At 52.3% G+C, this 23,686-nt stretch carries 20 protein-coding genes, 3 tRNA genes and 2 pseudogenes; 15 read left to right on the top strand and 10 right to left on the bottom strand.

The window, feature by feature from the left end:
• Positions 1-14: 14 nt before the first annotated feature.
• From SFA31_RS17815 to SFA31_RS17805, 3 genes are all read left to right on the top strand, one after another.
• Positions 15-90: transfer RNA gene (locus SFA31_RS17815), tRNA-Ala, on the top strand.
• Positions 91-134: 44 nt separating this feature from the next.
• Positions 135-210, top strand: a tRNA-Ala gene (locus tag SFA31_RS17810).
• 177 nt (positions 211-387) lie between these two features.
• A complete protein-coding gene (locus SFA31_RS17805; RefSeq protein WP_322839191.1) occupies positions 388-2,577 on the top strand; it encodes an EAL domain-containing protein in 2,190 nt (729 codons plus the stop codon).
• A gap of 253 nt (positions 2,578-2,830) precedes the next feature.
• On the opposite strand, the gene SFA31_RS17800 is transcribed toward SFA31_RS17805, so the two are convergent.
• Positions 2,831-4,033: a NupC/NupG family nucleoside CNT transporter gene (locus tag SFA31_RS17800; protein WP_322839190.1), complete on the bottom strand. Its 1,203-nt coding sequence runs from the start codon at positions 4,031-4,033 to the stop codon at positions 2,831-2,833.
• A 357-nt stretch (positions 4,034-4,390) separates the two neighbouring features.
• Here SFA31_RS17800 and SFA31_RS17795 point away from each other — a divergent pair, with 357 nt between their 5' ends.
• On the top strand, positions 4,391-5,626 hold the full coding sequence (locus SFA31_RS17795; protein WP_322839189.1) for an Nramp family divalent metal transporter: 1,236 nt from the start codon (positions 4,391-4,393) through the stop codon (positions 5,624-5,626).
• A 188-nt stretch (positions 5,627-5,814) separates the two neighbouring features.
• On the opposite strand, the gene SFA31_RS17790 is transcribed toward SFA31_RS17795, so the two are convergent.
• Both SFA31_RS17790 and SFA31_RS17785 read right to left on the bottom strand, forming a co-directional pair.
• Positions 5,815-6,141 carry a DUF2502 domain-containing protein gene (locus SFA31_RS17790; protein ID WP_322839188.1) on the bottom strand — a complete coding sequence of 109 codons (327 nt, stop codon included), beginning with the start codon at positions 6,139-6,141 and terminating at the stop codon, positions 5,815-5,817.
• Between the two features lie 124 nt (positions 6,142-6,265).
• On the bottom strand, positions 6,266-7,261 hold the full coding sequence (locus tag SFA31_RS17785; protein ID WP_322839187.1) for an aldo/keto reductase: 996 nt from the start codon (positions 7,259-7,261) through the stop codon (positions 6,266-6,268).
• 181 nt (positions 7,262-7,442) lie between these two features.
• Here SFA31_RS17785 and SFA31_RS17780 point away from each other — a divergent pair, with 181 nt between their 5' ends.
• Positions 7,443-9,080: an alpha-keto acid decarboxylase family protein gene (locus SFA31_RS17780; RefSeq protein WP_322839186.1), complete on the top strand. Its 1,638-nt coding sequence runs from the start codon at positions 7,443-7,445 to the stop codon at positions 9,078-9,080.
• 443 nt (positions 9,081-9,523) lie between these two features.
• Positions 9,524-10,489 (top strand): glucokinase, encoded by a 966-nt coding sequence (glk, locus tag SFA31_RS17775; RefSeq protein ID WP_322839185.1) that lies wholly within the window; start codon positions 9,524-9,526, stop codon positions 10,487-10,489.
• Between the two features lie 27 nt (positions 10,490-10,516).
• Here glk and SFA31_RS17770 read toward each other — a convergent pair whose 3' ends face one another.
• From SFA31_RS17770 to SFA31_RS17745, 7 genes and pseudogenes are all read right to left on the bottom strand, one after another.
• Complete coding sequence (locus SFA31_RS17770) at positions 10,517-11,251, bottom strand: LytTR family DNA-binding domain-containing protein (RefSeq protein ID WP_322839184.1); 735 nt, start codon at positions 11,249-11,251, stop codon at positions 10,517-10,519.
• Entirely contained in the window at positions 11,232-12,947 is a 1,716-nt protein-coding gene (locus tag SFA31_RS17765) for a sensor histidine kinase (RefSeq protein ID WP_322839183.1), read from the bottom strand. The genes SFA31_RS17770 and SFA31_RS17765 overlap by 20 nt, the downstream gene beginning before the upstream one ends.
• A 385-nt stretch (positions 12,948-13,332) precedes the next feature.
• Positions 13,333-13,407 (bottom strand): membrane protein YpdK, encoded by a 75-nt coding sequence (ypdK, locus tag SFA31_RS19120; RefSeq protein WP_416208362.1) that lies wholly within the window; start codon positions 13,405-13,407, stop codon positions 13,333-13,335.
• A gap of 590 nt (positions 13,408-13,997) precedes the next feature.
• Positions 13,998-14,690: a DUF1120 domain-containing protein gene (locus SFA31_RS17760; RefSeq protein WP_322839182.1), complete on the bottom strand. Its 693-nt coding sequence runs from the start codon at positions 14,688-14,690 to the stop codon at positions 13,998-14,000.
• A gap of 308 nt (positions 14,691-14,998) precedes the next feature.
• Positions 14,999-15,214: pseudogene (locus SFA31_RS17755) on the bottom strand (Arm DNA-binding domain-containing protein); the annotation flags it as partial.
• Positions 15,215-15,363: 149 nt separating this feature from the next.
• Positions 15,364-15,438 (bottom strand) — tRNA-Arg (locus SFA31_RS17750).
• An 84-nt stretch (positions 15,439-15,522) separates the two neighbouring features.
• Positions 15,523-16,329: pseudogene (locus tag SFA31_RS17745) on the bottom strand (formate/nitrite transporter family protein); the annotation flags it as partial.
• Positions 16,330-16,542: 213 nt separating this feature from the next.
• On the opposite strand from SFA31_RS17745, the gene ccmA reads away from it, so the two are divergent.
• The 9 genes from ccmA to ccmI all read left to right on the top strand — a co-directional run bounded on the left by ccmA (position 16,543) and on the right by ccmI (position 23,608).
• Positions 16,543-17,163: a cytochrome c biogenesis heme-transporting ATPase CcmA gene (gene ccmA / locus SFA31_RS17740; RefSeq protein WP_322839181.1), complete on the top strand. Its 621-nt coding sequence runs from the start codon at positions 16,543-16,545 to the stop codon at positions 17,161-17,163.
• The gene (gene ccmB / locus SFA31_RS17735) at positions 17,163-17,819 is read left to right on the top strand and encodes a heme exporter protein CcmB (protein ID WP_322839180.1); all 657 of its coding nucleotides are present in this window, start codon (positions 17,163-17,165) and stop codon (positions 17,817-17,819) included. Before ccmA ends, ccmB begins: the two co-directional genes overlap by 1 nt.
• Positions 17,820-18,003: 184 nt before the next feature.
• Positions 18,004-18,744 (top strand): heme ABC transporter permease, encoded by a 741-nt coding sequence (locus SFA31_RS17730; protein WP_322839179.1) that lies wholly within the window; start codon positions 18,004-18,006, stop codon positions 18,742-18,744.
• Positions 18,741-18,956 (top strand): heme exporter protein CcmD, encoded by a 216-nt coding sequence (gene ccmD, locus SFA31_RS17725; protein WP_322839178.1) that lies wholly within the window; start codon positions 18,741-18,743, stop codon positions 18,954-18,956. The genes SFA31_RS17730 and ccmD overlap by 4 nt, the downstream gene beginning before the upstream one ends.
• Positions 18,957-19,433 carry a cytochrome c maturation protein CcmE gene (gene ccmE, locus SFA31_RS17720; protein WP_322839177.1) on the top strand — a complete coding sequence of 159 codons (477 nt, stop codon included), beginning with the start codon at positions 18,957-18,959 and terminating at the stop codon, positions 19,431-19,433.
• Positions 19,433-21,382 (top strand): heme lyase CcmF/NrfE family subunit, encoded by a 1,950-nt coding sequence (locus SFA31_RS17715; protein ID WP_322839176.1) that lies wholly within the window; start codon positions 19,433-19,435, stop codon positions 21,380-21,382. Before ccmE ends, SFA31_RS17715 begins: the two co-directional genes overlap by 1 nt.
• Positions 21,382-21,939, top strand: a complete 558-nt coding sequence (locus SFA31_RS17710; RefSeq protein ID WP_322839175.1) for a DsbE family thiol:disulfide interchange protein — start codon at positions 21,382-21,384, stop codon at positions 21,937-21,939. Before SFA31_RS17715 ends, SFA31_RS17710 begins: the two co-directional genes overlap by 1 nt.
• Positions 21,936-22,403: a cytochrome c-type biogenesis protein gene (locus tag SFA31_RS17705; protein ID WP_322839174.1), complete on the top strand. Its 468-nt coding sequence runs from the start codon at positions 21,936-21,938 to the stop codon at positions 22,401-22,403. The genes SFA31_RS17710 and SFA31_RS17705 overlap by 4 nt, the downstream gene beginning before the upstream one ends.
• Positions 22,400-23,608, top strand: a complete 1,209-nt coding sequence (gene ccmI / locus SFA31_RS17700; RefSeq protein WP_322839173.1) for a c-type cytochrome biogenesis protein CcmI — start codon at positions 22,400-22,402, stop codon at positions 23,606-23,608. The genes SFA31_RS17705 and ccmI overlap by 4 nt, the downstream gene beginning before the upstream one ends.
• Positions 23,609-23,686 lie beyond the last annotated feature (78 nt).

The raw sequence follows: 23,686 nt of genomic DNA, 5'->3' as shown, positions 1-23,686 counted from the left end.
ATGACATTTGCGTTGGGGCTATAGCTCAGCTGGGAGAGCGCCTGCATGGCATGCAGGAGGTCAGCGGTTCGATCCCGCTTAGCTCCACCACCTTTCTTTGGAGAAAGGTTTGGGTAGCAAATGTTTCTATTTTAGGGGCTATAGCTCAGCTGGGAGAGCGCCTGCATGGCATGCAGGAGGTCAGCGGTTCGATCCCGCTTAGCTCCACCATATAAATGAAAAACCTCGCTTATGCGGGGTTTTTTCGTCTTAATGTCTTATAGAAGGTGAACCAGTTTCTGATTTAGCCATTTGAGTATTTCTCCTTACTTTGCTTAGGTTACACAATCGGCTATCCTTTTTCTTAAACGGTTACGTCCATTACAAAATAAGGGGCGATGCAGCCCGATGAAATCTCTTTTTCCACCGGCATTAAGTAAATTTTTGCTTGCCGGGGCGCTATTTTTGCTTCTCCTTCCTTTATCGCGTGTAATTTCGCCTCAGGCGGTAATTGATGGCAGCGATATTTTTCTGGCCTGGCTGCCGCTTAGCGTAATGCTGGCCATGTTAATGCTTTTTGGCCGTTCAGCGGTATTACCGCTTATCGTCTCCCAATTCATTTTCTTTTCGTGGCTATTTAATCTGTCCTTTTGGCCCCTTATCGCCTTTATTGCCAGTATTACGCTTCCGGTACTGGGCTCGTGCGGCATTGCTCGCATAATGCTCGGGCGCCGCTGGCGCTTTTCGCTTTCCGGCCCGGGAATTGGTATCCGATTATTTTGGTTGAGTTTTTTTACTCCCTGCGCGATTAAAGCCAGCATGTTTTTTGTGGGACATCTGGCTGATTTCCCTCCTTCTTTATCTCGCTACTTTGGCTTGACCGGCTCATTATTTGACGTGGTTGATGTTTTAGGAATGATGGCCGCCGCGTTGATTTTTACCCGGCTGTTTTATTATGCGCTGCGTATGATTTTGAACCCGTACTTTGCGCGTACATTTTGGCGCTATTGCATTGCTCCATCGTTTGTCGCCGGGCGGCGCTGTTATGCTATCGGGTGGCTATTGCTATTAGGTGCTCTGTTAACAATTTTATGCTGGCCTACAGATCGCCTTATTGTTTCAGGTTATCTGATTCCCGTTATATTTATCGTGTTTACCATGGGGATTCGTCAGTTTGAGCCACGCGTGCTGCATGTGCTTTGGGCATTGTCCGCCTGGATATTACTCATGCTCAGCGGCAATGTATTTTATGGCGTAAGTACGGGGCTGGCGCTCTCTTTTATTCTGTCTGTGTTTATATCATTTACCGTTTGCCTGTTGTACATGCTCAAAATTAATCAAAAAAGCGAGCGGGTGCAGCGTATTTATTTTGCTCAGGCGCTGACCGATCCTTTAACTCAGCTACCGAATCTGCGCGCTCTGGAAAACCATCTTATTCTTTTTCCTCAGGGAACACTTTGTTGTCTGCGTTTAGCTAACCTTGAATTTTTGAGTCGTTACTACGGAATGCTTATGCGCATCCACTGTAAACGCACGATAACGCGACAACTGCAGCCGCTGCTACAGGCAGGGGAAAGTATTTTCCAGTTCCCGGGGAGTGAATTACTCATTTTTTTAAGAGGCCCTGAGCCGCAGTCGCGGCTTACCTATATGGTAAATCAGCTTAATAATCAGAAGATCGACTGGAACGGTGTCACTATGGACCTTGAATATGGTGCCTCGTGGGGAACAGTTCGTGAGATTGAGCCGGAAGATTTACAGCGCGTTCTGGGGCAACTGAGCTGGCTTGCAGAACAGGCGAGCGTTGATAATGAGGTATTAGGGCTGGCACTCATGCAGGAATCGGTGCTGGAAGAAGCATCAGAGCGGGTGCAAATGCTGCATAAAGTGAGACTGGCTATCGATGAAGAGCAATTGCAGCTTTATGCTCAGCCTATTCAGGACAGCCAGGGCAGGGGCTATGCCGAGATTTTATGTCGCCTGATTGATGATGATGGCAAGCTCGTCATGCCAGATCGGTTCATGGGGCTGGTCGCGGAATTTAACTTAAGTGCGCGCTTTGATATGCAAATCTTAACCCGGCTTTTGGACTGGCTAAAGCGGCATCCGCAGCCGGGGGACGCCGTGCGTTTTTCCGTAAATTTAATGCCTCTTACGCTTATGCAGCATAATATTGCGCAGCAGATCGTGAGTTTATTTAAACGCTATTCCGTCTCTCCCTGCAGTGTAGTGATTGAAATTACAGAAGCGCAGGCATTTTCTGATTCCGGTGTTAGCCTGCGTAATATTGCCCTGCTGCGCGATGAAGGCTTTCGTATCGCCATTGATGATTTTGGCACCGGGTATGCTAATTATGAACGACTAAAAAATTTGCAGGCGGATATCATCAAGATAGACGGCTATTTCGTGCGCGATATTCTGCATAACCCGATGGATGCCCTGATTGTTAAATCTATCTGTGAACTTGCGCGGGCGCGGAATTTAACCGTGGTAGCTGAGTATGTTGAAACTGCGGAACAGCGCGATATGTTGCTGTCCCTCGGCGTGCAGTATTTGCAGGGCTGGCTGATTGGAAAACCTGAGCCACTGCCCGCCTGATTCCAGGGGTGTTTGCACCTGAGGAAACCTGATTTATTTTTGGTACTTCTCGCAGGGGCTTAGAAATATAGGTCCACAAAGCGTTTAATAGACCCTGGATAAAAAAGAAGCCAGCGCCGGGTAGTGGATGTTTAGAAACAGGACGAGACAGGCTTTGGCAGGATGCAGCCACCCGTCTGCGGTGGCCTGATTGCGCTTTCATGATGTAAAAAAACCGGCACTTGCCGGTTTTTTTACTGGTTACTGGGAACGGTTAAATCACCAGGGCGGCAATTGCTGCCGATAGCACGCTTACCAGCGTAGAGCCATAAACCAGTTTAAGACCAAACCGAGAAACCACGTTACCCTGCTCTTCATTCAGGCCTTTTATTGCACCGGCGATAATCCCGATAGAAGAGAAGTTAGCGAAGGAGACCAGGAAGATAGATAAAATTCCTTCTGCGCGCGGGGAAAAGGTTCCGGAAACTTTCTGAAGCTCCATCATGGCAACAAACTCATTAGACACCAGCTTCGTGGCCATAATACTGCCAGCCTGCAGCGCTTCGCCGGCGGGAATTCCCATTACCCACGCAACCGGCCAGAAAATATAGCCTAAAATACCCTGGAAGGAGATGCTATGTCCAAACCAGCCAGTGACCGTAGCAAATAACGCATTGAGCGCGGAAATCAGCGCGATAAAACCAATCAGCATGGCTGCAACGATGATAGCCACTTTAAAGCCAGCCAGAATATACTCCCCCAGCATTTCGAAGAAACTTTGCCCTGCATGCAAATTGCTCATCTGCAAATTGGCTTCTTCTCCCTCAACCCGGTAGGGATTGATTAGTGATAGTACAATAAAGGTACTGAACATATTAAGTACCAGCGCTGCGACAACATACTGTGGCTGTAACATGGTCATATAGGCGCCCACGATGGACATCGAGACTGTAGACATTGCCGTTGCCGCCATGGTGTACATACGATTGCGCGACATTTTCCCGAGAATATCTTTATAGGCGATAAAATTCTCCGATTGGCCAAGAATCAGCGAACTGACGGCGTTAAATGATTCCAGTTTACCCATACCGTTAATTTTAGAAAGCAGCGTACCGATAAAGCGGATGACTACGGGTAGCACGCGGATATGCTGTAAAATACCAATCAGCGCTGAGACGAAAACAATAGGACACAGCACTTTCAGGAAGAAGAAAGCCAGCCCTTCGTCGCTCATTTTCCCAAAGACAAAGTTCGTCCCTTCACCCGCGAATCCAAGTAGTTTCTCAAACATCTCAGAAAAGCCTTTCACGAAGCCAAGACCAATTTCTGAATGCAGGAAAAACCAGGCCAGTAAAATCTCAATCACTAAAAGCTGAATAACAAAACGAATACGAATATTTTTGCGATTATGGCTAACCAGCAACGCGAGCAGCGCAACCACGATAAGCGCTAAGGCAAAGTGAAGAACGCGGAACATGTTGGCTCCAAATATGAGGCGAATTTCATTTCGTTGCACATTCTATGTAACAAGGAATAATAAAACGAGAGAAATGTCACTCATTAAGAATGTTATGTGAACTCAGGCGAAAAGCACATTCCGTTATTTATTTCTGTAATGTTAATTTTGCGATGACAACGCTCCGGCTTTTGCTAAAATCGTAACAGTTTTTAAATTGTTTTAGCTTTTACATCACATCAAATGAGTTAAGCGCCAGCCGCAACTATCGTTTATTTCTATTGAAATCATCAGAATATGACTCAATAAGTTTTATTGATAATAATTCTCATTTTGGTAGCATAAAACATAGCAAAGGCTATGTTTGTTGAGGCACTAATGACAATGAGTCGCGTTGAAAAAAGAAGCGGGCGCTCTGCGCGCAAGATGAGGCTGGCACTAATGGGGCCCGCTTTTATTGCCGCTATTGGCTATATTGACCCGGGGAATTTTGCAACTAATATCCAGGCCGGCGCGAGCTTTGGCTATCAGCTTTTATGGGTTGTGGTATGGGCTAATTTAATGGCGATGGTTATCCAGGTATTGTCTGCCAAACTGGGGATAGCTACCGGTAAAAACCTTGCTGAGCATATTCGCGACAGATATCCCCGGCCGCTGGTCTGGTTCTGGTGGATTCAGGCGGAAGTCATTGCTATGGCGACCGATCTTGCGGAATTCATCGGCGCTGCCATCGGTTTTAAGCTTCTGCTCGGTGTTTCTTTACTGCAAGGCGCTGTATTAACCGGCGTAGCGACTTACCTGATATTGATGCTTCAGCGGCGCGGGCAAAAACCGCTGGAGAAAGTTATCGGCGGTTTGCTGCTATTTGTCGCCGCTGCCTATATTATTGAACTCATTTTTTCTCAGCCTCAGCTCTCCGCGTTAGGAAAAGGCATGCTACTTCCGACGCTTCCTAATTCTGAGGCGATTTTTCTCGCGGCCGGTGTGTTAGGGGCGACCATCATGCCGCACGTCATTTACCTGCATTCTTCACTTACGCAAAACCTCCATGACGGAAATGCTAAAGAACGCTACAGCGCGACGCGCTGGGATGTGGCGATTGCCATGACTATCGCCGGGTTTGTTAATCTGGCGATGATGGCGACGGCGGCCGCGGCGTTTCATTTTAGTGGGCATACCGGTGTTACAGATTTGGATGAGGCTTACCTGACTCTGGAGCCGCTACTTAGCCACGCTGCGGCCACTATCTTTGGGCTTAGCCTGGTAGCCGCCGGGCTGTCCTCTACCGTGGTTGGCACCCTGGCCGGGCAGGTGGTAATGCAGGGGTTTGTGCACTTTTATATCCCTCTTTGGCTACGCCGCGCGATTACCATGGCACCCTCATTTATCGTTATTCTTATGGGGTGGGACCCTACGCGAATTCTTATCATGAGTCAGGTGCTATTGAGTTTCGGCATTGCGCTTGCGTTGGTACCATTGCTGTGTTTTACCAGCGATGCCCGGCTGATGGGCGAGCTAGTCAACCGTCGGTCAGTTAAATATCTCGGCTGGTTGATCGTCGCGATAGTCATCACGTTGAATCTTTGGCTGTTAATAGGCATGGTTCAGGGATAAAAACAGCGGGTGATGCGGTACCGTGATGGTTTTATGCCCGATGGCGAGGATATACGTTCTGCCACCTGACCTGGCAGCCGTTCTTTTCTGAGAAGAAATGAGCACAGATAAGAGGTCGTTGAGCGTCGATTGTTAATGGCGTGCAGATGATGGCTACGGCCGCCCCGATATCAACATCGGGGCCAGGATTAATGATGATGGTGCCGTTGGTGCCTATCGTGGTGATGATTGTGGTGACGATGATGGTGGTCCCGATGGCGATCGTCCCGATAATCGCGCCCCCATCCACGCTCATAGCCGTTATGACGCTGCCAGTGACCACCGTGCCATCTCCAGTGGCGGTGCCAGTCGTTATTATCGCGCCAGCGCCCGCCGTCCCAAAAGTTTCCGTAGTCGTCGCGATCGCCTAATTTTAGCTTTACGCCCGGTAGTAGCGAAATATCATGACTGGCGAATGCCGTAAGCGGTGCCGCCATCACAATGATCGCGGCTAGCAAGACAGATCTAATTACCATAAAACTTCCCCTTACAATCTAACCAGTTAAGGTCTGTTAATGTAAGTTTAACGAGAAGTAACAGCGTGTTTCATCGCCTAAAGTCTGAAACCAATCCACGGCGCACTATTTGTCAAAAATTTCCTCAGGCCGTTTGCAGGATGTGGTCTATTTCCTCGCGCTCTTTTGGGCTAAAGGCATTATGTGCCAGCGCGGCAACGGCATCATCCAGTTGCTCAATATGGCTTGCGCCAATCAGCGCGGAGGTGATATCGCCGTTACGAAATAGCCATGATAGCGCCATTTGCGAAAGCTTTTGCCCGCGCTGAAGCGCCAGTTCATTAAGCCTGCGGATTTGGGCCACTACCTGCGGGGTCAGGCGATCGGCGGTTAAAAAACGGCTGCCGCTGGCGATACGCGAATCTTCAGGAATACCGTTCAGGTAACGGTCGGTCAGCAGGCCGCCGGCAAGTGGAGAGAAAGCTATGCAGCCGACGCGGCGCTGTGTGAGCATAGGCAGTAGAGCCTGCTCAGGCTGGCGAACAAACATAGAGTACTTTGTTTGATGAATAATGCAGGGCGTTCCCAATTCGCGCAGCAGGCAAAATGCGCGCTCTGCCAGCTCGGCCGGATAATTGGATAATCCCACATATAGCGCCTTACCCTGCCGGACGGTACTATCCAGCGCCTGCATAGTTTCTTCCAGCGGCGTTTCAGGATCCGGGCGATGATGATAAAAAATATCAACGTAATCCAGCCCCAGCCGTCGCAGGCTTTGATCCAGGCTGGAAATCAAATATTTGCGTGAACCCCAATCACCGTACGGGCCATCCCACATGGTATAGCCGGCCTTGGTTGCGATCAGCAGTTCATCGCGCAGCCCCAAAAAATCCTGTTTCAGGATTTCTCCCAAGCGTTGCTCTGCTGCGCCGGGAGGCGGGCCATAATTATTGCCTAAATCAAAATGCGTGATGCCTAAATCGAAGGCGCGATGAATAAGTTTTTGGCTCTGAGCATAGGGCGTGTTTTGACCGAAATTATGCCAAAGCCCCAGGGAAATAGCGGGTAGTTTGAGACCACTATTCCCACAGCGATGATAGGTCATGGTGTGATAACGCTGCGCATCAGGCTGATAAGGCATGTTAATTTCCTTTAGGCGGACATAGGTTAAATGGGTGTATGCGTTTACATTTTAGTCACAAATGCGTCGCGTATACCTCTCTCGGTTGTAAAGTTTTATTTCCATGCGCGGTATAGATAGCCGCTGGACATCGGGGGCGACTCTTTAATACTCAATAAGGATATGGGCATGGAGAATACAGATGAATACATCTTATAGCGTTGCTGACTATTTATTGGATCGGCTTGCAGAATGCGGCATTACGCATTTATTCGGAGTGCCGGGCGATTATAATTTACGCTTTCTGGATAATGTACTCGCCCATCGTCAAGTTTCGTGGGTGGGCTGCGCAAATGAGCTCAATGCCGCCTATGCCGCAGACGGTTATGCGCGCTGTCTTGGCGCCGGAGCATTATTAACCACTTTTGGCGTAGGTGAGTTAAGCGCGTTAAACGGCATTGCGGGGAGTTATGCAGAACGTGTACCAGTGATACATATCGTGGGCGCACCGGAGCAGAGCGCGCAGCAGCAGGGCGCATTACTTCATCATTCGCTAGGCGACGGTGATTTTCGCCATTTTTACCGCATGAGCGCCGAAGTCTCCGCCGCACAGGCCGCGCTCACCCCGCAAAACGCCTGTATAGAAATCGACAGAGTACTGAAAACCGCGCTGGCGCAGCGGCGGCCGGGATACCTGCTATTGCCTTCCGACGTTGCCCGCACCGCCGTGATAGCGCCGGAACCGGCGCTTTTGCATTCGGATGAAGAAGCCTGCCCGGCCCGTGCCGAGGCGTTTCGTCAGTGTGCGCAACAGGCATTGAAGGCGTGTCGGCGTATTTCACTATTGGCAGATTTCCTTGCCGACCGTTTCGGCGTAAGCCAGGTGCTGCACCAGTGGATGCAGGAGGCGCCTTTACCGCATGCTACGCTGCTAATGGGGAAGGGGCTTTTTGATGAAACCCAGCCTGGCTTTGTGGGTACCTACAGCGGAGCGGCCAGTGAAGATAGCGTGCGACGCGCCGTTGAGGAGGCTGACATGATTCTCTGCGTTGGCGTTTGTTTTACGGATACCATTACTTCCGGATTTACACAGAATGTGCCCGCCGCGCGAAGCATTGATATCCAGCCGCACGCCGCACGGGTGGGTGAACGCTGGTTTAGCGGCTTGCCGATGGCGCAAAGCGTGGCCATACTACGGGAACTGTGTCGGCAGATGCCGGATGCAGGTCAGATCCCAGCGCCGCCCCCGCTGTCAGCCAGTGAAGGGAATACATTGGATCAGCGCGCTTTTTGGCTTGCGCTGCAGGCCTTTTTGCGCCCCGGCGATATTGTGATTGCCGATCAGGGCACCGCCTGTTTTGGCGCCGCCGGGTTACGGCTACCCGCGCACACGACGTTTATCGTTCAGTCGCTGTGGGCATCGATAGGCTTCACCCTGCCAGCGGCGTTTGGCGCGCAAACGGCCGCGCCTGAGCGCAGAGTTATCCTTATCGTCGGCGACGGCGCGGCGCAGCTTAGCGCTCAGGAAATGGGGTCGATGCTGCGCGATGGGCAGCGCCCGATTATTTTATTACTCAATAACGACGGATATACGGTAGAGCGCGCAATTCACGGCGCTGACCAGCGCTATAACGACATCAGCCGCTGGCGCTGGACGCGCCTGCCTGAAGCCCTGTGTGCCGATGCTGAGGCTTATACGGTTTGCGTGCGCGACTCCGCCGGGCTGGCTTCTGCGCTTCGAGACGCCGCAGATGCACAGCGCTTATCGTTAATTGAAGTGATGTTGCCGCAAAACGATGTCCCGGACCTGCTGCAGGCGGTGTCAAAAACGCTGGGCTAGTAGACTTATTTGTGTTTGCTGCCTAAAACGTAGCGCAGATAGCCAAACCATGAACAGGCAGGGCTATCTGCCATTTCACATCCCGCATAACCAGACGCTCTGGGGGGAATTTAGAAGACGGCGCGCCGCGGATTTTTATCTCCACCCGCTAAAAAACACCGACGTTGATTTATCCGGCTATCCCGGCGGACTTTGCTATTGCGGCATGGGCGGCTAAGCCGCAATAGCAATGTCGCTCGTAGTCGCGGCGTTTAAATGGCTATCTATAACCAGAGGCAGGAAGTACTCTGGAGCGGTTTGTAACCAGGTTAACCGGCGGTAACATAATTAGGGATAATTATATTACCGAGTTCGATATTATCAGGCCGCCTGTGCTATGGTCCTGCAGTTACGATAAAGTGTGAAATGCACAAATCCTGTTTTTTTAGCGGAGCATCAGACGAATGACCCACTATGCGCTGGTCGGCGACGTTGGCGGTACCAATACCCGTCTTGCGTTGTGCGATTTGAAAAACGGCGACATCTCCCGCGCCAAAACTTACTCCGGGCTGGATTTCCCAAGCCTTGAAGCCGTGGTCCATGCGTATCTGGCAGAACATCAGCAAAGCGTTGTGGGCGGCTGTATCGCCATTGCCTGCCCGATAACCGGGGATTGGGTTGCGATGACCAATCACACCTGGGCTTTTTCTATCGCCGAAATGAAAAAAAATCTGGGTTTTGAGCATCTGGAAATTATTAATGATTTTACCGCCGTATCAATGGCCATTCCGATGCTAAAGGCCGGGGATTTAATCCAGTTTGGTGGCGATAAGCCCGTACCGGAAAAGCCGATTGCGGTGTATGGCGCAGGCACCGGGCTTGGGGTCGCGCATTTGGTGCACGTTGACAGGCGCTGGGTCAGTTTGCCGGGAGAAGGCGGGCACGTGGATTTTGCTCCTAACAGCGAAGAAGAAGATTTAATTCTGACCCAGTTGCGCGATGAATTAGGGCACGTTTCCGCTGAGCGCGTGCTTTCGGGGCCGGGATTAGTCAATCTTTATCGGGCGATTGTAAAATCCGACGGTCGTCTGCCGGAAAATTTACAGCCTAAAGAGGTGACGGAGCGGGCACTGGCCGACAGTTGTATCGATTGCCGTCGGGCGCTGTCGCTGTTTTGTGTGATTATGGGGCGTTTCGGCGGTGATTTAGCGTTAACGCTGGGAACATTCGGCGGTGTTTATATCGCCGGTGGCATTGTGCCGCGCTTCCTGGACTTTTTTAAATCCTCTGGTTTTCGCGGCGGCTTTGAAGATAAAGGGCGCTTTAAAGCCTACGTTGAAAATATTCCGGTGTATTTGATTACGCATGAGCAGCCAGGCCTGCTTGGTGCCGGTGCGTATTTGCGTCAAATTATGGGGCAGACGCTGTAAGCTCTCGGGAATGCCCTGCGGGGCATTCTACAGGCGCATTAACTGACGAAAAGCTTTCACTTTGCTGCGGCTGACCGGCACCTGAAAATCCAGATCGCGCAAACGCAAAATATATGTATTGTTAAACCATGGCTCTATTTCGCGAATTTTGCTGATATTGACGCAAAACGAGCGATGGCAGCGGAAAAAACGCGATTCCGGTAGCCGGCTACAAAATTCGGTAATGTTCATTGGCATGATGTACGTTTCGCGTCGCGTATAGACAAACGTCATTTTCTCATGCGCCTCGGCGTAATAAATATCATCGACGTCGGTAACGATAATACGCTCATCTTTAATGAGGTTGATGGTATTGCTTTCCCGGGGTTCGCTGGTGCCAGCGCTTTGCGGCATACAGCGCTGTAGCCACGCCGCGTACAGCTTATTGAGCATGTTAAGAATACGCGATTCTTCATAGGGCTTCAGAATATAGTCAAATGCCTCCAGTTCAAAAGCTTCAACCGCGTGCTCTTTCCAGGCGGTGATAAAGACAATAAACGGCTTACTGGCAAATTTGCTGATATTTTGCGCCAGTAACACACCGTCCAGCGACGGGATATTAATATCCAGGAAGATTGCATCAACTTCATGATCTTGCAGGTATTTCAATACATCCAGCCCGTCGTCAAAGGTACCGACGATGTTCATTTTTCCATGAGATTTAATTAACCAGCTAAGCTCCTGCTGCGCCAGCACTTCGTCTTCAACGATGATGACTTTCATTGGCTTTTTCTCTGCCCGGATGACCGGTTGTTTCAGGGGTAGCGGGAACATAAAAATAGATTTCGGTACCCGGCTCTAGACGCCGGATGTGCAATCCATGACCGTATAACAGCGACACGCGGTGGTGAACATTGAGTAAACCGATTTTATTACCGGGCATTTCGTTACGTTCAACGCGGGCAATAATCGCAGGATCGATGCCAGGGCCCGTATCGCGCACGGCAATTCGAGTCTGGCTGCCGCATTCTGCAACGCTAATTGTGACGACCCCTTTCCCTTTACAGGGCTGAATGCCGTGCACAATCGCATTTTCTACCAGAGGCTGAATCAGCAGGCTTGGAATGCGGCAGTTCACATTTTCATCAATGTCGTAAATCACCGTCAGTTTATCGCCGAAGCGCGCCTGCTCAATAGCGATATAGTCCTTAATTTGGTAAAGCTCGCGCTTGATATCAATCGGTTCGTCGTCGTTCAATTCAAGGTTATAGCGCAGATAACGCGACAAATTGAAAATAAGCTGACGCGCGGTGTCCGGGTTTAAACGGATAGACGACGAAATTGCGTTTAGCGCGTTAAATAAGAAGTGGGGGTTAATTTTACTCTGCAGCGCGCGTAATTCCGCTTTATCCGCCATTTCGCGCAATTGCTCGGCGCGTGACACCTCAAGCTGGGTCGAAATAATTTGCGACAAACCGACGGCCATCTCCTGTAGGGAAGAGGTTATCTGGTGGGCGTGGCAGTAATAAATTTTCAGCGTGCCGGTAACCTCACCTTTCTCCCACAGCGGGATCACCAGCATAGAATGGATTTCCGGAGTGCGATAAGCCTCATCGTTATTTTTGATAATGATTTTCCCGCTCTGCAGCGCCTCGCGGGTGACAGGGCTGATATTAGCGTCCCGCTCCCGATAATTATCTTCACCAATTCCCGTATAGGCGAGCACCTCTGAGGTATTGGTAATCGCTACGGCGTCGGCGCTGATATCGCGTCGAATAATGTCACAAATCTGGCGCAGCGAGCTATCGTTAACGCTGCGAAATAGCGGCAGCGTTTTGTTGGCGATATCCAGCGCCAGCTTGGCCTGGCGTGCAGCGCTAGCCTCTTTCTCTCCTTCGACGCTGCGCACCAGCAGTACGATAAACCCAATGCATACGCTTCCGAGGATCATTGGAATACCGATTTTCGAGACAATATCCAGCCCCAGTGCAGTATTAGGCGCTAATGCCACCACCAGAATCATGGTCAGTGATTCACACAGCATGCCGCCAAGAATCCCTGCTTTCCAGTGCTGTGCCTTAGGGACGCATCGACAGATCCAGCCGGAGGCGAAGCCTGCGATAACGCTGGTTATCAGGCAGGGGATTGCTGTTATCCCATTTATATCAATGAGATAACGGTGAAGCCCGGCAATGATGCCGGTAATAATGCCGACCCACGGCCCAAACAGAATGCCGCCGGACATGACGGCAATGACGCGCACATTCACCAGCGAGCCTTCAACCGGTACGCCTGACCAGGTGCTGAACAGCGCAAACATTGAAAACAGCGCGGTCACTGCGAGCAGCTCTTTCGGTGTATGGGCGCTTTTATGCAGTAACTGGCGAAACAAACGGATGCGGATCAGGAAAAACAGGCAAATTAGCATCAGCGCCGCGCGATCAAAAACCGCCAGCAGCATATTAAAAATATCGTGCACGGAAGACTCACAGAATCAGACATGAGCGCTAAGGATAAGAAATCTGGCGGCTAAAGGCCAGCTACCGGCATAGGTTTATGTATCAGAGCGTTCGACATTGCGCGGTCATAAAAATGGAACTGTGGGAGCGCAGGATTAAATTTAAAGATAGTGCAACAGGCGAATGGGACACAAAATGTACGGACAGCAAATAAGAATGGCTGAGAGTTACGACAGACCCTGATTGGCGCGCCATTACGCTCTCATCGGGCGGCATATAGAGCCATCAGGCGCATAATTAATTGTGGCATAGCCAGTAGCAGCGCTGGCCTTAGCCGCATTTAATGAGTCATTGATGTCCTGCGGGAACATAGCGGAACGCGGCGTTATGATTCAACGCGATGATTTAGTTCAACATGAAGAGGAAAGTGCCAACCCAAAGGATTAAGATCACTGAAATGCCCATCAGAAAATATTTCACGTTGTTTCACTCCACACTGCTTTTGCTCTGAAAATCTCGGTTGCGTTCACCGGTTATCATATAACCCGCTTTGCCTGATATTGCCGCACTCCGGCGCGGCGGCTAATGTAGCGCTAAAACCAGGGGTAAACAAGATAGTAGAAATAAATGAATAAGTTATGCGTGTGTTAAATCCGATGGTCAAGGGAACTTAGTGGCTGCCGGGTAGTAACTTAATGAGAGTAAAGAAGAAATGCTTTTATAAAAGAGCCCTCTATTTTTAACCGGTTAGCCATAGAGCTGCCCGGCATTATCATTACAGGCCAATTATTTTGTCTCTGTTAATTTGCGCCGTTATTTTAAGAAATTAGCGTAAAAATACGCATTGATATTTATTGTTTCATCTCAATTATTTACACTCAAAACCAATTGCTCAGAAACGATCCGCGCACGCCGTAAGCGACGGCAATCTATTTCGCTGGCTATATGCTGCTCCGGTGCCTCTGCAGAAAATTTCCATCCCAAAATTTTCTTTGCCTCATTACGCGTAAAAAAGCCCTCAAATGAGGGCAGTAGCGTAGTAAGGAATGATTAAGGAATTAGCAATTTAATTACAGATAATACAGTTCGATGGTGGACATCCCGTCGAGGTGAACTGCTTTAGTGAGGTCCAGCTCAGAGCCTTTGTTAATAGCGGCCTGTACGTCCAGGGTGCCGGTTAATGTAGTAAAGGCTACTGGCGTTAAACTGCCCGCCGCTGCAAACGAATAAAGCCAGCTATGGGTACCGCCTATCCATGCTCCTTCCGCTAGAGTTCCGTTTTTCACCCACGTTGTAGCCATGTCTTTTGAAAGAATACTGTCAACGCCGGTGGTGGCCCCATCGAGCGTAACTGACGCTGTTTTCAGTATCGCAGTATAAGCGCCAATTTTTTTACTATCGGCCAAACCCAGCCCGGATACGGCTGTGCTGTCACCAATGGTAGTACCGTTAAGTTTCACTCCCACTGGCTTGGCTTCAGTTCCCTGGCGCACATCTATAGATTTAAGCGCGACTTTTGCAGGCGCATCGCAGTTGATGGAGAAGTTCAGGCTTTTTACCGGCAGCACAGTATAGTCGTCCTGAGCAATAGCGCTGGCTTTAATGGTGCCGTAATCGATGGTGGCACCGCCGGATAGCGCGGGCTTGCACGCCGCCGGAACGATGGTGCCGATAACCTTAACGTCAACGCTATCAGCGGCCATCGCAGAGTTGACTGCCAGTGCCATAGCGGCGGCGGCGATAATTTTCCCTTTATTAAACATCTTAATTTCCTGTTTTCTTTGTATTTATTCCATGGGTATAAAACAGGGGCTACCTTCATTGCCCGTGCGAGCTGAGATAATACTCACCAGGTTAAAAATGAGAATATCGAGTGAAATCTTTGAGAAAATTCACGCTGATGTCAAAACTGTAAAGTTATGTTTTTAAAATAAAAAAATCGTCAGATGAGTATTCTTAAATTTATTTTTGGCTCATTTTCGCAGGTTACCTATCTATCAAACACAGGCCGCAGCCAGGCAATGTTAAGCGTCTATTAAAAGCCTATTAAAAGCTGTGTATGGCTGCATACCTTTCTTGCCAACTCGGCTTTGTCGCGAGCCTCCTGCAAAGACACAAGATAATATTTACCCACGGTTAAAATTCTCTCTTTACCGCTCAGTTTGAAGCGTAGATGCCACACCTTTTCTCAGGCGTAGACATACAAAGGTGTACAGCCCGTTGCTATCAAGCAGGCGGTAGGGCTTGCCTTTGGGTTTACTGCTTCAATCTGTTTAACCGCGAGCATGGGTAAAATTCCGGTAGGTAAAACGCTTTACTCGCTAAACAGTTCGGCTATCAACTATCTAAAGCGAACGTTAGCGAACAGTAATTATGTGTGATTGCTGATGTGGCGGGGATTTAACGAACTTCTGCGGATGCTGGCGAACGGTGTAATGGCGTCCCCTGCAGGAATCGAACCTACAACTAGCCCTTAGGAGGGGCTCGTTATATCCATTTAACTAAGGGGACGGCGACGGCTAGTATACCCGTTTTTCGCCTCAGGTTAAGTCCGCGTCGCCCGTTTGCTTAAACTGTCGCCACCTGCGGGGTGAATCATTCTTTCTCGTCAACGCGTTCTTTATTCCGCTGGCTCATATCATTGCGGATCTGCGCGTGGCTTATCAGCGCAAAAATAAACGTACCGCCGATGATATTTCCTGCAAGCGTTGGCAGGGCAAAAGGCCAGATAAATGCGCTCCATGGCAGCTCGCCGTTAAACACCAGCCACAGCACCTCTATCGAACCAACCACGATGTGGGTGGTATCGGCAATGGCAATGAGCCACGTCATAAGGATAATCACCGGCAGCTTCATGCTGCCTGCGGCGGGAAACATCCATACCATGGTGGCGATAAGCCAGCCGGAGATAATCGCCCGGCAAAACATCTCAGCGGCGCTATTTTTCATCACGGCCTGGCCCAACTCACTGAATGCGTCGCGCGTTTCATTATCGAAGGCCGGTAAATAGCTTAACGCCAGAGCCGCCAGGGCGCATCCAATCAGATTGCCGAATAGCACCAGCCCCCACAGGCGCAATAATAGCCAGCCATTTTTTCCGGTAGGGTGATGCATAAACGGCAGTACTGCCGTTACCGTATTTTCCGTAAACAGCTGCTGGCGCGCCATAATAACGATAACAAAGCCGAAGGTGTAACCCAGTCCTTCCAGCAAAAATCCGGCGGGCAGGGCGGATAAATGTACGTGAAAAATGCCCTTCGCCAGCAGTGACGCACCCATCGACAGGCCGGCGGCGATGGCGGACCACAGCAGCGCCATCCCATCACGCTCCAGCTCCTGCTGTCCTTCTTCCCTTAAGTGCTCGTGCGTTGCTACCGCGCGCGACGGTAGAGCGCGCAAATCCTCTTGCTGTGTTTCCTGCTGTTTCATCCGACATTCCCGCTATGAAATTTGTTAAAGCGTAGCGCGTTTTGCTGCGGGTATAGGCCGTATTTCATTTTTATCGCTATGTATTTATTTACAACTAAAGGAGTAACAGAAACCGTCCGGGACTTAGAGCCGGATAAGGGCTGTGATATGCTATGCGCCTTTTCTCAGTGACGGAGCCACTGCCCGATGCTCGACGCCCAAAACCTGTCCTGTATTCGCGATGACCGCACCTTGTTTGACGGGCTCTCATTTTCCGTCAGCCCGGGCGAAATGGTGCAGATCGCCGGCGCAAACGGCGCGGGAAAGACGTCATTATTACGTATCCTCAGTGGATTAGCGCTGCCCGCCCGGGGGCAAGTTCTTTGGAATGATAGACCTCTGCGCCGCTGCGGGGAGTCTTATCATCGGGAATTACTGTGGCTAGGCCATCAGCCGGGGGTGAAAAGCGCATTGACCGGGGATGAAAATTTGCGCTTTTTCCATCCGCAAAGTAACCAGCAGGCGCGCTGGGCAGCGCTGGAAGAAGTCGGGCTGGTCGGGTATGAAGATTTGCCTGTGGCGCAGTTGTCCGCCGGTCAGCAGCGGCGAGTAGCGCTGGCGCGTTTATGGTTAAGCCATGCAATGCTGTGGATTCTGGATGAACCTTTTACCGCTCTGGATGTGTCCGGAGTTGAGCAGCTCACCCGGCGCTGCGAGGCGCACGCGCAGCAGGGGGGAAGCGTGGTGTTGACCACGCACCAGCCGCTGCGTCCACTTGCCTGCCCGTTTCGCGCGATTACGCTGAAGCCGCAGGTGGAGATAGCCTGATGCGTTACATCTTTTGGCGCGAGCTGCGCATCGCATTTCGGCACAGCGCCGAAATTGTCAATCCACTCTGGTTTTTTCTGATTGTTATTGCTCTATTTCCGTTAGGAATAGGCCCGGAACCGCAAATACTGGCGCGTATCGCTCCCGGCGTTATCTGGATTGCCGCGCTGCTTTCTTCTCTGCTCGCTATGGAGCGGCTGTTTCGCGACGACTGGCTGGATGGCAGCCTGGATCAACTCATGCTACTGCCGCTACCGCTCTCTGCCATTGTCTTCATGAAAGTACTTGCGCACTGGAGCGTAACGGGGCTGCCGCTTTTGATTTTATCGCCGCTGGTGGCGCTGCTATTAGGGCTGGATATATATAGCTGGTACGTCATGGCGCTGACATTACTCATAGGTACGCCAACCCTCAGCTTCCTCGGGGCGATTGGGGTGGGGCTGACCGTGGGATTACGTCGCGGCGGCGTGCTATTAAGCCTGGTCATATTACCTTTAACCATCCCGTTATTGATTTTCGCCACTGCGGCGCTGGACGCCGCATCAATGGGGCTGCCGGTTAACGGTTATTTCGCTATTTTAGGCGCATTTCTGGCCGCCAGCGCGACGCTCAGCCCGTTTGCAACAGCGGCGGCGCTGCGGGTTAGCGTGCAATAGCGACGGCCCGCTGGCAAAGGAAGGGCAATCGTTCCCGATGCGCGCATCCCACGCTTAATGGCCGTGCCTGAAAGGGGAATTTCAGGGCGCAGCAGGATGATTGCCGGTAGCGCAATAAGCTGCATTTAAAACCAATAATATGTTCGATTCGACCCACGGGTCGATGTTTGTGTGAGTAGAAACCATGTGGAAAAAATTACACCAACTGGCAAAGCCTGAGCGCCTTTACACGATCTGCGGGCGCTTTATCCCCTGGCTGGGGCTACTCAGCGGCATCCTGCTGCTGCTGGGGCTTCTTTGGGGATTTGTGTACGCCCCGGCCGATTATCAGCAGGGGCAAAGCTACCGCATTATGTATATTCATGTGCCTGTCGCAATGTGGTCGATGGGGATCTATGCCTCAATGGCAGTCGCCGCCTTTATTGGTCTGGTCTGGCAGATGAAAATGGCCGATCTCGCCGTTGCCGCGATGGCGCCGATAGGCGCGGTGTATACTTTTATCGCGCTGGTTAGCGGTTCCGCGTGGGGCAAGCCTATGTGGGGTACCTGGTGGATTTGGGATGCCCGCCTGACCTCAGAGCTGGTGTTACTGTTTTTATACGTTGGCGTTATAGCGCTCTATAACGCTTTTGACGATCGGCGCCTGGCGGGGCGCGCTGCCGGGATTCTGGTACTGGTGGGCGTCGTCAACCTACCCATTATTCATTTTTCCGTGGAATGGTGGAACACCCTGCATCAGGGGTCGACCAATATGCAAAAAACTATCGACCCTTCAATGCGTCAGCCCCTGCGCTGGTGCATTCTGGGATTTCTGCTGCTGTTTGTTACGCTGACGCTGATGCGCCTGCGGAATCTCATGTTACTACAAGAACGGCGTCGCCCGTGGGTAGCGGCGCTGGCGCAGAAAAAAGGAGGCAGCGCATGAGCCGGGCATTTGATAGCTGGCAGGCTTTTTGGGCGATGGGCGGCTATGCCTTTTATGTGTGGCTTGCCGTGACGGTGACGCTGCTCTCCTTAGGCGCGCTGGTGGCGCATACCTGGTGGCACCAGCGCGCGCTGTTAAACGATGTTCGTCGCCAACAGGCCCGCGAGCGGCGGATTCGCGCGGCGCAAAGTAAAAAAACGGGAGAAGTTTAAGTGAATTCACGTCGCAAAATGCGTTTGTGGCTGGCGCTTGCCGTTCTGGCGGGGCTGGCGCTTACCGTCACGCTGGTGCTCTATGCGCTGCGCGCAAACATTGATCTTTTTTATACCCCGGGTGAAATCCTTTATGGCAAAGGTGAGAGCCTGCAAAAACCTGCGCCGGGGCAGCGTTTGCGCGTTGGGGGCATGGTGATGCCGGGCAGCGTAAAACGCGATAGCCAAAGCCTGAAGGTCACCTTCAAACTGTACGACGCGCGCGGCGTCATTGACGTCAGCTATGAGGGAATTCTGCCGGACTTATTCCGGGAAGGGCAGGGCGTTGTTGCCCAGGGCGTGCTGGGCGATGAACATCGCGTTATCGCGAAAGAGGTGTTAGCGAAACATGATGAAAACTATACCCCGCCGGAAGTGGAGGCTGCGATGCAGCAAAATCACCATCGACCGCCGCAGGCCTATAAGGATAACTCCTGATGATGCCGGAAATTGGTAACTATCTGCTGTGCCTGGCGTTAGGCATTGCGCTGGTGCTCACTCTGTGGCCTGTCTGGGGCATCTCCCGGCAAAATGCGCGTTTAATAGCGCTGGCAAGGCCGCTCGCCTGGGCGCTGTTCCTGGCAATACTCGGCGCTTTTATTACGCTGGTGTACGCGTTTGTGGTCAATGATTTCACCGTTCAGTATGTCGCAGGCAATTCAAATACCGCGCTACCCGTCTGGTATCGGGTAGCCGCGACGTGGGGCGCGCATGAAGGCTCCCTGCTGCTTTGGGTCTTGCTAATGAGCGGCTGGACCTGCGCCGTGGCGGCGTTAAGCCGGCGCATGCCCGTGGAGTCCGTTGCCCGCGTGCTGGCAGTGATGGGCATGATCAATTTTGGCTTTCTCCTGTTCATTTTATTCACCTCAAACCCGTTCACGCGCACGCTGCCTGCCTTTCCGATTGAGGGGCGGGAGCTTAATCCGCTGCTGCAGGATATCGGGCTTATTTTCCACCCGCCGCTGCTTTACATGGGGTATGTCGGATTCTCGGTCGCTTTCGCATTTGCTATTGCCTCGTTAATGGCCGGTCGGCTGGATACCGCCTGGGCGCGCTGGTCGCGGCCGTGGACCCAGGCGGCGTGGGTTTTCCTGACTATCGGCATTGTGCTTGGCTCGGCCTGGGCTTATTACGAACTGGGCTGGGGCGGCTGGTGGTTCTGGGACCCGGTAGAAAACGCCTCGCTGATGCCCTGGCTGGCTGGCACCGCGCTGATGCATTCGCTGGCAGTGACGGAAAAGCGCGGCAGCTTCCGCGCCTGGACGGTATTACTGGCGATTACCGCATTCTCTTTATGCCTGTTAGGCACGTTTCTGGTGCGCTCCGGCGTGCTGGTGTCGGTGCATGCGTTCGCGTCCGATCCTTCGCGTGGAATGTTTATTCTGGCGCTGTTAGTGATTGTGATCGGTGGTTCGCTGCTGCTGTACGCCGTGAAGGGCAACAGCGTGCGCGCCAGAGTCAATAATGCGCTATGGTCGCGAGAGTCTTTCCTGTTAGGTAACAACGTCCTGCTGATGGCGGGCGTGCTGGTGGTATTGCTGGGCACTCTGCTGCCGCTGGTGCATAAACAGCTTGGGCTGGGCAGTATCTCAATCGGCGAGCCGTTTTTTAATACTATGTTCAGCCTGCTGATGGCCCCCTTTGCTCTGCTGCTCGGGATTGGACCACTGGTGCGCTGGCGTCGCGATGAGCCGCATAAATTACGTCGTCGCCTGCTTCTGGCGCTGGTGGTGACTGTGGCGCTGTCTCTGCTACTGCCGTGGCTACTTCAGGATAGCATTGCCGGTATGACGGTGGTGGGGCTACTGATGGCGCTTTGGGTGTTTGTGCTGGCGTTAAGCGAAGTGTTTGACCGGGCCACCGATCGCCATACTTTGTGGCGCGGTCTGACAAAACTATCGCGCAGCCACTGGGGTATGGTGCTGGGTCACGTCGGGGTGGCGATAACGGTGGTAGGCATTGCCTTTAGCCAGAATTACAGCGTTGAACGCGATGTGCGCATGAAGCCCGGCGACAGTGTGACTATTCATCAATACCGTTTTACCTTTCGGCAGGTGCGTAACATCAACGGCCCCAACTATAGCGGCGGCGCGGGGATCATTGACGTCACCCGCAGCGGGCGTCCCGAAGCCACGCTGCGTGCGGAAAAACGCTTTTATACCGCCAGCCGCATGATGATGACCGAAGCCGCGATCGACGGCGGGTTAACTCGGGATCTGTATGCGGCGCTGGGCGAAGAGCTGGATGACGGAAGCTGGGCCGTGCGCCTTTACTATAAGCCGTTCGTGCGCTGGATTTGGTACGGTGGCCTGTTCATGGCGCTGGGGGGCATATGTTGCATGCTCGATCCGCGCTATCGTACCCGTAAAGCGTTAAAGGAGGCGTAGTGAAACGCAACCTGTTTATTATCCCGTTGATCCTGTTCTTATTACTGGCCGGGGCACTTTTATGGCAACTGATGCGCAACGCGGATGGCGACGACCCGACCCGGCTGGAATCGGCGCTGATCGGCAAGCCGGTGCCAGTCTTCCGGCTGGCGTCGCTGGAAGACCCACATAAAATCTATGACAGACAGGTACTGGTAGACGGAAAACCGCTGTTGCTAAACGTATGGGCGACCTGGTGCCCGACCTGCCGGGCGGAGCATCAGTATCTGAATACGCTTTCTGCTCAGGGCGTGCGCGTTGTGGGAATGAACTATAAAGACGATCGCCTGAAAGCGGTGCAGTGGCTGAACAATTTGGGCAACCCTTACTCTCTCAGCCTGTTCGACGGTGATGGGATGCTGGGGCTGGACTTAGGCGTCTATGGCGCGCCGGAGACCTTTCTTATCGACGGGCAGGGCATCATTCGCTACCGGCACGCGGGCGATCTTAACGATCGAGTATGGCGTCAGGAACTGCAGCCGCTATGGGAAAAATACAGCCGGGAGGCACAACGGTGAAACGCGTGATAATAGGACTGCTGGCGCTACTGTGCGCTGTGGGTGCGCGAGCGGCTATTGATACCTGGCAGTTTAAAGATGAAGCGCAGGAACAGCAGTTTCGCCAGCTTACCGCAGAGCTGCGCTGCCCTAAATGCCAGAATAATAGCATTGCGGATTCTAATGCGATGATTGCCGCCGACATGCGCCAGAAAGTGTATGACCTGATGCTGCAGGGAGAGAGCAAGCAGCAGATTATTGATTATATGGTGGCGCGCTATGGGAGTTTTGTCACCTACGAGCCGCCGCTGACGCCCGCGACGCTGGCGCTGTGGCTATTGCCGGCGCTGTTTGTGATAGGTGGAGGCTGGGTTATCGTTATGCGCTCCCGGCGACGGGAGACTGTCTCAGAGCCACAGACACTCAATGACGATGATCGTCGGCGCCTTGATGGGTTGCTGAATGAAAAAAGGAAAACGTCATGATGCCGCTGTTAATCACGATAGCTATTTTGCTGGTTGCGGTGTCGGCGCTGCTGGTTTTCCCGTGGAAAACGGGAAAAACTGCGGATCGAGCCGCCCTCAATCGCGCATTTTACCAGGCACGCCTGCGCGAGCTGGAGCAGGATAATGCGCCAGAGCAGGCTAAAGAACGCGAGCAAATGGTGGCCGAACTCCAGCACACGCTGCTGAATGATATTCCGGTGGAGGCACAGACGGATACCGGGAAAGCCTCCGGCACATACGGCCCTCTCATTCTCGCCATAGTGGCGCTAGCAGTAGTCAGCACGGGCGTTTATCTGAAAACCTCGGGGTTTTTACAGGTTCAGGCCTGGAAACGTGTTACGCGTGAAACGCCGCGCCTGCTGCAGCGCGTGATGGACCCGGCGGCGAGACCGCTCGGCGTTGAAGACCTGTCACGCTTAGGTTTAGGGCTGCGTACCCGGCTGCAGGACGATCCTGATAACGTTCAGGCCTGGCAAATGCTGGGGCGTATCGGCATGGTGCTAAATAATGCCGATACCGCGACTCAGGCCTTTGCCCGCGCCTGGGCGCTGGCGCCGCAAAATCGCGCCGTGGCGCAGGATTATGCCGAAGCGCTGACGCGCTCTGGCGATCCGGCGGACAACCAGCGCGGCGGCGAAATGCTGCGCGAACTGCTGCGAGCCGATCATACGGATACCCGCACGCTGGGGCTGCTGGCATTTAATGCGTTTGAACAGCAGCGTTATCAGGAGGCCATCGGCGCCTGGCAAATTCTGCTGCGTTTACTTCCTGAAAACGACGATCGCCGGATGATTATTGAGCGCAGTATCGCTCAGGCGAAGGTTGACGCAGGTATGGACAGTGTGAAACTTACGGTTACAATTACGCTAGCGCCGGAGACACTGCGGGCATTGCCCGAACGCGGCGCGGTTTTTGTTTCTCTGATGGATGGCGATTCACCGGTACCGGTCGCCGTGAAAAAACTGCCGCTGGGCCACTTCCCGCTAACGGTGTCGCTGGACGACGCCAATGCCATGATGCCGGGTAAAACGCTGCTATCCGTGCGGCGGGGGCGCATTAAAGTGCGTGTGTCTCGCAGCGAAGATGCTGCACCGAAGCCAGGCGACTGGCTGGGTGAAAGTGAAATAATAAAACTTCCGGCGCAGCGGCCCGTGGTGGTTAAGGTTTCGCAGCGCCAGCCCTGATGGCGCGCTGCGCGCCATTTACAGTAGTATCATCAGGGCGCAGACAACGGCCCGTATGGCTGTTCGATTTAGACTGAG

Source organism: Erwinia sp. HR93, from assembly GCF_034555055.1.
In the GTDB taxonomy this organism is placed as follows: domain Bacteria; phylum Pseudomonadota; class Gammaproteobacteria; order Enterobacterales; family Enterobacteriaceae; genus Apirhabdus; species Apirhabdus apintestini.
The sequence above is the reverse complement of the archived record's forward strand: the minus strand, read 5'-3'. Positions and strand labels throughout refer to the sequence as shown.

Bases quoted from the DNA above. Each gene is read 5' to 3' on its own strand.
- SFA31_RS17805 (WP_322839191.1), top strand. From the start codon at position 388: ATGAAATCTCTTTTTCCACCGGCATTAAGTAAATTTTTGCTTGCCGGG.
- SFA31_RS17800 (WP_322839190.1), bottom strand. From the start codon at position 4,033: ATGTTCCGCGTTCTTCACTTTGCCTTAGCGCTTATCGTGGTTGCGCTG.
- SFA31_RS17795 (WP_322839189.1), top strand. From the start codon at position 4,391: ATGACAATGAGTCGCGTTGAAAAAAGAAGCGGGCGCTCTGCGCGCAAG.
- SFA31_RS17790 (WP_322839188.1), bottom strand. From the start codon at position 6,141: ATGGTAATTAGATCTGTCTTGCTAGCCGCGATCATTGTGATGGCGGCA.
- SFA31_RS17785 (WP_322839187.1), bottom strand. From the start codon at position 7,261: ATGCCTTATCAGCCTGATGCGCAGCGTTATCACACCATGACCTATCAT.
- SFA31_RS17780 (WP_322839186.1), top strand. From the start codon at position 7,443: ATGAATACATCTTATAGCGTTGCTGACTATTTATTGGATCGGCTTGCA.
- glk (WP_322839185.1), top strand. From the start codon at position 9,524: ATGACCCACTATGCGCTGGTCGGCGACGTTGGCGGTACCAATACCCGT.
- SFA31_RS17770 (WP_322839184.1), bottom strand. From the start codon at position 11,251: ATGAAAGTCATCATCGTTGAAGACGAAGTGCTGGCGCAGCAGGAGCTT.
- SFA31_RS17760 (WP_322839182.1), bottom strand. From the start codon at position 14,690: ATGTTTAATAAAGGGAAAATTATCGCCGCCGCCGCTATGGCACTGGCA.
- ccmA (WP_322839181.1), top strand. From the start codon at position 16,543: ATGCTCGACGCCCAAAACCTGTCCTGTATTCGCGATGACCGCACCTTG.
- ccmB (WP_322839180.1), top strand. From the start codon at position 17,163: ATGCGTTACATCTTTTGGCGCGAGCTGCGCATCGCATTTCGGCACAGC.
- SFA31_RS17730 (WP_322839179.1), top strand. From the start codon at position 18,004: ATGTGGAAAAAATTACACCAACTGGCAAAGCCTGAGCGCCTTTACACG.
- ccmD (WP_322839178.1), top strand. From the start codon at position 18,741: ATGAGCCGGGCATTTGATAGCTGGCAGGCTTTTTGGGCGATGGGCGGC.
- SFA31_RS17715 (WP_322839176.1), top strand. From the start codon at position 19,433: ATGATGCCGGAAATTGGTAACTATCTGCTGTGCCTGGCGTTAGGCATT.
- ccmI (WP_322839173.1), top strand. From the start codon at position 22,400: ATGATGCCGCTGTTAATCACGATAGCTATTTTGCTGGTTGCGGTGTCG.